Origin of the sequence: Aliidiomarina sanyensis (assembly GCF_003987175.1) — a bacterium.
In the GTDB taxonomy this organism is placed as follows: domain Bacteria; phylum Pseudomonadota; class Gammaproteobacteria; order Enterobacterales; family Alteromonadaceae; genus Aliidiomarina; species Aliidiomarina sanyensis.
Map to the genome: position 1 here is coordinate 1 of NZ_PIPM01000025.1, position 7,730 is coordinate 7,730.

Genomic DNA, 7,730 nt, shown 5'->3' on the forward strand with positions numbered 1-7,730 from the left:
TCCACTAGTTGCTCCTGAGTTAGCATGTTAGGCCGCCTTGTCATATTGAAAAGTGCGGCTATGATGCCTCAGGTGGATCACTTTTAAACCGTTGTCAGTGGATCAATTTTACTCCGTTGGTAACACTATCGCGAATATTCTTAGTGTCAGGATCGATGATCGTGCAGAGTACCTGATTTATCGAGCAAATCTTGCTACACACGAAGTTCATCGCCTAGGGATCGACCTCACTTCGCTAAAGAAAATGGCTGTCCAGATTGAGGACAAGGAATTTTTCTCACATCGTGGTGTAAGTTTGAAGGGTATTGCTAGGCTGCTTCTTTCAGTCATGAGGCTTGGGCCAAGATCGGGAGGTTCAACCATCACACAGCAGTTTGCGCGAACACTCTTTATCATTGATCAAAAAAAACTAGTACGGCGCAAGCTGGTTGAAATACTTCTGGCACTTTGGCTTTCAAAGGTCATTTCAAAGGATCGTGTGTTAGAAATGTACCTTGCGTCCGTTCGCTTCGATTACGGTGTAATGGGGATAGCAGCAGCATGCTCACGTTTTTTGAAGGGACCAAGAGAGTCCACTATAGGGAGCGCTGAGGCTTTCTTCCTAATAGAGAGGTTATCGAACGTCAGGTCGCTGCTACTTGGGCCAAGGGTTGCCCAAACGCTACGACGGGCTGTTTACGATGGGGTTCTAACCGCGGAAGATGCAGTTAATACTGTTGCTATCTATCGCAGGGTGATTGATCAAGGTTTAATAATTGATCAGAGCAAATATCTACCAAAACTGGAGAATGAGTGGTCGGCCACCCAACAAACCGACGCAAGGGACGTTTGATCCGTTGCTCATTTTTTGCTTTTGCAAAGCGGGCCGCCGCCTGACCCCCCCCCCCGAAATCAAGTGTTATATTTCTCTGTCACAGAAAAGCTAGCTCCAGATTTTCTCCTTTATCAACACATTCTTCTGCAGGCGCTATAGTGCCAGTCAATGAGTCTTTTACGCATCTTGCAACGACTTGTGCAAGTTCGCAGGGAACAGCGTTACCTATTTGCGAATAAACTTTGCTATTAGGACCGCACCAAACATAGTCCTCAGGGAATGTTTGAAGCAATGCAGCCTCATTAATAGTCAGTCTTCTCAAGTATGATGGTGCATCGTGCATTCCTTGAGGCTTGCCGCCTGCCATTAAATTTCGATGATATTCTTCAACCCATGATTTGCTACCGTAATAAAGGTGTTTGTCATCAATGATCGGAGTACGATTTCCTCCCATACTCGCAGGTAACGTACTTGCCCAGCCATCAGGGTTTAGGGGTCTCCCTTGGCCATTAAATAGCATTCCCGCGTAAGGTGACTTTCTGAGTACAGGCTTAGCAGCTAATGTTACTCTAGCGTTACAAATTCGGTCGTTCCGTTCGGTACCCGGCTTTCCGAGTGGTATGAGTACATCCCGTAAGGTCGGTGCTGACCTTAGATATTTTCTAAAATTAGCTTTGTGTACTGGCTTTACGCCATTTTTAACTCCAATAAAGAAAACCCTTTCGCGTGCCTGGGGCACGCCAAAGTCTTTAGAGTTTAAAATATGAACAGTTACCACATAACCAGCTTTTTGAAGCCGTGACAGAAGCTCTGTTCTTACATTTTCAAATTTTGAAAGTGAACCCAAAGCTTTCACATTTTCCATTACAAAAGCCGTCGGCTTAACTTTTTCAACAACATTACAGAAGCTAAAAATCAGTTTGCTTCGCGGATCATCTGGGTCCATTTTCCCTGCTACAGAAAAGCCTTGACAAGGGGGGCCGCCAAAAACCACATCAATTCCTTTGAGGCCGAAAAATTCTTCACTACAGCTGTCTATATCCCCTTCAATTAATTTGCATTCTGGGTGATTGGCTCTATATGTTTCGCATGCGTGCTTATCCATTTCATTAGCAGCAATTACATTAAAACCGGCATTTTTGAACCCTACATCCATGCCTCCTGCACCACTAAAAAGAGAAATTGCCTTCATTGAAATATTCCATATTCGAATAATTCGCTAATGATAGCATGATATCAGTCAAATTCAAGCTTCTGAATGATCACTTATATGAGTAAAACGATTTATAACAGCAAATACCAAGCCCTCGTCCAAGAACTTGCCAATGAGAGAATCAGGCTAAACATCTCTCAAGGTGAGCTGGCGACTCAGGTAGGTCTCAACCAATCTGATATCTCTAAAATCGAAAAATTTGAAAGGCGCTTAGATGTGCTAGAGTTCGCCCTGCTCCTTAAAGCTCTTCGCATAACAGAAAACTCCAGGCTTCAAGCAATCGTGAGCGAGTTCACGGGGGTTCCTCATGGCTAATGTTGCTGAGCGGAATATGTTAGGTCGGTACTATGTCAATACCCGGCTCGGTGTTGCAAAGACAAAAAATGAAGAGGACTTCCCCGAATTTGATTTAGACTCTAACGTCTATAAGCTGCTTACAGACCTAATTGAGGTGAATGCAAAGGGCTTCCGGGGTGTTGTAGTAACTGCTTTGACTGGTTTACACCTCAATGAAGACTATGACCCGATAAATAATTTTTATGGTTGTAACCCGAGATCGATTTTTGAATCTGGCATATGGTATGCCTTACAAGAGAATGGAATTCCCTGTGGAAAATCCGATCCGTTAAATGTAGCAAAAAATGCTAATCAGCTAAACGAAGACTGGGCACAAGGACGAAGGCCCCAATCAGCAGCTATGGCTGTTGTTGAATATTTGCGTTTGGTAATGACTGCCAAGCAGAACAAAAGAGCGAGGCTGATTGATTATTTCTTTTTTCGTTTATGGAAATACTCTCAATCTATCACAGGCTTTAAGCTCGCTGAAATAGAGTCATCAGATCCCTCGCATCAGACAATTGGTAATAAATTGGTAGGTTTCACTCTGAAATATCCAGAGTCTGGTAATTTGCCTCAATACTTAGTGGCCCAACTTCTATCCGGTCTGTTTCGTGCTTCAGAAACTGAAGTGATAGGCGGTGACGAAAGTGTGTTTGGCACAAATACAACATCAAAAAAACCAGCAGATATTTGGCTGGAAACTGATGGGAATCCAACAAACCTTTATGAAGTCACTGTAAAGCCAGTTTCGCTAAAGCGCCTTGATGACAGTTTGGATGCTCTGCAATTAACTGGACATTTAAATCTCCCTGTTACATTTATTTGCCGATTTGATATGGATGTTAGAGATATCAATGTTATTGATGGTAGTTTTCAATATAAAGGAAAGCGTTTTGATTTTGTCGACTACAAGAATTTTTGCTTAACAGTTTTTTCGATTCTAAATGATGAAGAGTGCTCAACAGTAATCAAAAATGTTGCGGATTTTGTACAGGATAGAAATATTTCTATGAGAACTAAGGCGGGCTGGAATGAGTTCTTTGCGAACAAAATATAACACTAGTAAATTGTCCACTTCCCCTAAACTGAGACAGATTTAATTAGAGTTTTCTGCGATAGTAACAGCAGGAGACGACTATGAAAAAAATCACGATTTACTGAAACGCAGATCATCGCGATCTTGAAAGAATCTGATGCCGGTATGAAGGTTGAAGATATCTGCCGAAAACACGGAATCAGCAACGCCACCTATTACAACTGGAAGTCCAAGTACGGTGGTATGAAAGCGTCGGACATCAAGCACATTAAAGAGCTTGAGGAAGAAAATGCGAAGCTGCAAAAACTGTTTGCAGACGTCAGTCTTGAAAACCACGCGATGAAGGAACTCTTTTTAAAAAAGGGTTGGTGACAGCAGACAAAGAAGACTGCGCGAAAACGTTGGTTGAGGCAGGCCTGAGCATTGTAAAAGCATGCATCGTAACGGATTTGAGCCGTTCTCGCTTTTATCGGGTTGAGCGCGATTGGCGTAAAGCAGATGCTGCTGTCATTGATGCCATTAATGCAGCTTTAGAAAAATCGCCACAAGCGGGCTTCTGGAAGTGTGCTGGACGCATTAAATTTAAAGGATATCCGTTTAATCACAAGCGTATTTATCGCGTGTATTGCCGTATGGGATTAAATCTGAAGCGCCGCAAGAAGCGAGTGCTTCCCAAGCGCCAGGCACAGCCGTTGGAAGTGATTGAACAACCGAATCATCAGTGGGCGCTGGATTTTATGCATGACACTCTTTATTGCGGTAAGCGTTATCGGACTTTGAACGTGCTCGATGAAGGCTCACGGGAATGCTTTGCCATTGAAGTAGATACATCGTTGCCAGCAGAACGAGTGGTTCGCACGCTAGAACAGCTGAAGGAAGAGCGAGGGCTACCAATGCAACTTCGCGTCGATAACGGGCCAGAGCTAATCTCGGCACGTTTAATGGACTGGTGCGATGACCACAATATTGAGTTGGTTTATATCCAACCCGGAAAGCCGCAACAAAATGGCTTTGTTAAACGGTTTAACGGTTCGTTCCGGCGTGAGTTCCTGAATGCATATTTGTTCGACTCACTGAGCCAAGTTCGCGAAATGGCTTGGTTCTGGGGTTTGGATTATAACGAAGAGCGAACTCATGAAAGTCTTGGCAATTTACCGCCAGTGGCTTACCGGAAAAAAACTGGAAAACTCTAGTTTAGAGTTGTGTCATTAATGGGGAAGTCGACATTGGGCTACGCTTCGAATTTTTCTCAGAGCACGAGGTTAGCGCGAGCATGCAAGTTCGTTAAACATTTCTGAACTATTTACGAGGATTGATCATGGGGAATAAAGAAAAGTTCGAAGAGCGAGTTGATGGAAGTGGATTCGGCGTTTCCAAAACGGGTCTCTACCCAGCAGAGCTCGCGGACATAGATTTCATTTTTGACTCGATACAGAGAGGAGCTCATGAGGGGTATTTTAGCTCGGATCTATTGTTCCCGATTATACAACTTGGTTTACACAAACAAATATCCGATAGCATCACTACAGGATACAGCCCAACGCATAGGGGTTGCCAAGTCCCGTCATGGTTCTATGTGTCGTTTGACGCAGGCGAGAGGACGGCCTTTTATTGGCTGACAGAAGAAAAAACCAACTTGTTCGAGTTGTACAAGGTCGCAGTAGAACCAAGCTTTAGGAATATGGGCATTGGTAAGTCAATCTTGAGGCATGTAAATGATCGAATTCCAAGTGGCTCAAAAATAAAGGCGAGGCTCTATAGGTCATCTACAATAATGTTAAAGATGCTGGTCGCGGACGGCTTTACCAGAGACTTGAAGCAAGGAAAAACAACAATTCATCTTTCAAAAAGACTCTAAAACTGTTTTGAGTTTGGCCAATCAGCCTTCCGCTCGACACTCGTGCCACCTTGGCATACCTTGAAGAGACCTATAGTATTGAGGCCTCACCTACCTTGATTTCACATGTGGCCAAGGTCGTCATGAACGATGCCACTAAGTAATTGGAATCCGGCAATGGAGCAGTTTGGGATTATGTATCAGGATAGGATTTTACAGTGCAATCAGCCATTATAAAAAAACCTTCTACAATCGCTTAGCGGCTCTGAGTGGGCTTAAAAGTACGAGATTATTGCTCTGATAACCTCCCTTTGTCACTCAGCGATTCAGGTACGGTAATTTGGTACCGTTCATCAAGACGGCCACCTTTCACGACTTGGCGCTTACCAGACCCTAATTCGATGTTCGTTTCGTCAAGGTGTTGCGCCCATGCGTGCCCAAGGTGGCGGCTTAAAAACAAAAACACTCGGTTCGTTTGGACGGAATGACTGCGCTCGAGCATAGATTGCACCTTTCTTGGGCTCAGGTTTACTAAGCCTTGAAAAAGCTCCGATGCGTGTTCGAAAGAGATCTGCTTATTGATGGCATTAACCACTTCATAGGCAGCGAGTTCGGGGATGCTTGCCCTCACTTCTTTTCCATTGATCTTCATAACTTTAAGGTCTTTAAGGGGATCAAGTCTGCGACCTTTAGTAGTAGAGTAAAACCAATGTTGATCAGGAAACTCCCGAAACCATTTTGGCAGCGATGGTTTATTTTCCACACCAACCCATATTTTTTCTTCACCTAGTTTCAGATAGTGGCTTAACCCTTGATGAGTCAGGCTGCTAAGACCTGCTAGATGAACCGGATGATGCAACTGAACTTCCATTGCTTGTATGGCATCAACCCAGCTGGGCTGAACCTCATCGTTAGCGCAAGGTCGATAGTAGACACCTGCACTGAGCTTCTTCAGCCAGCCATTCTTTGTATACTTTTGAGCCAAGGAGTAGCTAACGCCATTCTCAGTCAGCCATGGCTGAAGAACGAGCGATCCTGGAGTTGTGTGCCTTACCAGCCAGTTTATTTTCGATGACATTCTAATACCTAGGGTATGACTAATGCCTTAAATGTAAACAAATTAGTTTGTAAATGTCGATATTCTAATACCCAAGGTGTTAACTTTTTAGAATAGGTAAACTACTAAGTTCTTCGCCACCTACGAGGCTGCCACAAGAACGTGTCGAAAAAATGCAAAAATATCGACACATGATCGTTTCATGTCGAAAATACCGACCTAAATAAGGTTTTTTGCAAAACGCGAGCGACTTCCGGAGCGGTCCGACTAAATTGTCGGACGCGTCCGACAATTTCTTGCAACGAAGTTTTATTAAAGAAAGGGGAGTCCTTCCATTTCGTTGAAGAACTACGCCAACATCCTAATTGCCGTTGGTTTACAAGACGCCTTACCTTGTCGATATTCTTCATGTTACTCAGAATGACCAGCTCTACCCACAATTTGAGCTTGTTCCGCAGCAGTGGTTTTAGTAATCTCAAAGAATAGTAAAAAAGCACGCCGACGGAATTATGGCGAGCGATTATTGAGCCAGCTCAGCGGTTTCCTCAAGGAAGAGCCTTCCTCATAAGTTTTTCTTCGCCTCTTTGAATTCTCGTTTCGCTGCGTTGTCGCGGTCTATTTGTGCTCGTTTTTAGGCTTTTACTCCTTCATCTGTGCGGGTTCTAGGGTGAATCGAGGGTAGATAACAAGCAAGGTGACAAAGCGACAAAGAGTGCATGCCGGTGTATTGGGGATATGAGGCGTGCATAGTATTTAAATGTTATGGCGCTTAGGGTAGTCAGCAGATGAGATGAGGAAACAAAAATGCAAAAATTCATTATTAACAAGAATAAGCAGTCCAATGGTGATCACGAGGTGCACAATGCGACCACGGGTTGTTCATATATGCCGAATCTTGAGAACCAAATAGACTTGGGCTATCACGTGTCATGCCATGGGGCGGTTGCTGAGGCTAAACGCCTCTGGCCAGGGAACAGAATTAACGGCTGTTACTATTGTGCTAATGCATGTCATACAAGCTAGCACCATAACAAGGTGAATCAATTTCGCTACCTGCGGTCGCCGGACGCTCGTTCCTCGCGCCGCTTATTGCGAGCGTTATGCAATGCTCATCCATAGGAACAAGATATGCCCAAAATAACTATCAAAGATGGGAAACTCTCCGCTGAAGTCTATGTGCAGGTCACGAGAGATTATGTTTGTGAATGCGGCGCTAAATTTACAATCACTATGAATATGCCCGAGAACGTTACATATAATGGGCAGATAAACGTTAACGCTAATTGCCCCACATGTAGTAGGCCGGTCAGGGCAACCGCATGAGTGTACATTAATTCACCATCTCGCTGAAGCCCGCAGATAATACAGCCTCCAGATATTCGGCTTTCATCCATGCTCGCTTTTGTTTAGCAGGGATACTGCCTTTTGATGATT

General features: G+C 44.0%; 7 protein-coding genes. 5 read left to right on the forward strand and 2 right to left on the reverse strand.

Features of this window, described 5'->3' with window-relative positions:
- The first annotated feature begins 244 nt into the window (after positions 1-244).
- Positions 245-832 (forward strand): transglycosylase domain-containing protein, encoded by a 588-nt coding sequence (locus CWE11_RS11785; protein ID WP_206750190.1) that lies wholly within the window; start codon positions 245-247, stop codon positions 830-832.
- A 79-nt stretch (positions 833-911) separates the two neighbouring features.
- Here the strand turns inward: CWE11_RS11785 and CWE11_RS11790 are convergent, their stop codons facing one another.
- Positions 912-2,006: a DNA cytosine methyltransferase gene (locus tag CWE11_RS11790; RefSeq protein ID WP_126777827.1), complete on the reverse strand. Its 1,095-nt coding sequence runs from the start codon at positions 2,004-2,006 to the stop codon at positions 912-914.
- Positions 2,007-2,084: 78 nt separating this feature from the next.
- On the opposite strand from CWE11_RS11790, the gene CWE11_RS11795 reads away from it, so the two are divergent.
- From CWE11_RS11795 to CWE11_RS11810, 4 genes are all read left to right on the forward strand, one after another.
- Positions 2,085-2,342 (forward strand): helix-turn-helix domain-containing protein, encoded by a 258-nt coding sequence (locus CWE11_RS11795; RefSeq protein WP_126777828.1) that lies wholly within the window; start codon positions 2,085-2,087, stop codon positions 2,340-2,342.
- Entirely contained in the window at positions 2,335-3,423 is a 1,089-nt protein-coding gene (locus tag CWE11_RS11800) for a hypothetical protein (protein ID WP_126777829.1), read from the forward strand. Before CWE11_RS11795 ends, CWE11_RS11800 begins: the two co-directional genes overlap by 8 nt.
- Positions 3,424-3,534: 111 nt before the next feature.
- Positions 3,535-4,595, forward strand: a protein-coding gene (locus tag CWE11_RS11805; protein WP_126777830.1) for an IS3 family transposase whose coding sequence is annotated in 2 segments (ribosomal slippage) — positions 3,535-3,757 and positions 3,757-4,595 — 1,062 coding nt in all. Because the reading frame shifts where the segments join, the coding sequence is not laid out codon by codon here.
- 125 nt (positions 4,596-4,720) lie between these two features.
- Positions 4,721-5,260 carry a GNAT family N-acetyltransferase gene (locus tag CWE11_RS11810; RefSeq protein ID WP_126777831.1) on the forward strand — a complete coding sequence of 180 codons (540 nt, stop codon included), beginning with the start codon at positions 4,721-4,723 and terminating at the stop codon, positions 5,258-5,260.
- 268 nt (positions 5,261-5,528) lie between these two features.
- Here the strand turns inward: CWE11_RS11810 and CWE11_RS11815 are convergent, their stop codons facing one another.
- The gene (locus CWE11_RS11815) at positions 5,529-6,317 is read right to left on the reverse strand and encodes a type IV toxin-antitoxin system AbiEi family antitoxin (RefSeq protein ID WP_126777832.1); all 789 of its coding nucleotides are present in this window, start codon (positions 6,315-6,317) and stop codon (positions 5,529-5,531) included.
- Positions 6,318-7,730 lie beyond the last annotated feature (1,413 nt).

What these genes read in the sequence shown, in the direction of transcription:
- CWE11_RS11815 (WP_126777832.1), bottom strand. Translation starts at nt 6,317, where the DNA reads ATGTCATCGAAAATAAACTGGCTGGTAAGGCACACAACTCCAGGATCG.
- CWE11_RS11800 (WP_126777829.1), top strand. Translation starts at nt 2,335, where the DNA reads ATGGCTAATGTTGCTGAGCGGAATATGTTAGGTCGGTACTATGTCAAT.
- CWE11_RS11795 (WP_126777828.1), top strand. Translation starts at nt 2,085, where the DNA reads ATGAGTAAAACGATTTATAACAGCAAATACCAAGCCCTCGTCCAAGAA.
- CWE11_RS11790 (WP_126777827.1), bottom strand. Translation starts at nt 2,006, where the DNA reads ATGAAGGCAATTTCTCTTTTTAGTGGTGCAGGAGGCATGGATGTAGGG.
- CWE11_RS11810 (WP_126777831.1), top strand. Translation starts at nt 4,721, where the DNA reads ATGGGGAATAAAGAAAAGTTCGAAGAGCGAGTTGATGGAAGTGGATTC.
- CWE11_RS11785 (WP_206750190.1), top strand. Translation starts at nt 245, where the DNA reads ATGGCTGTCCAGATTGAGGACAAGGAATTTTTCTCACATCGTGGTGTA.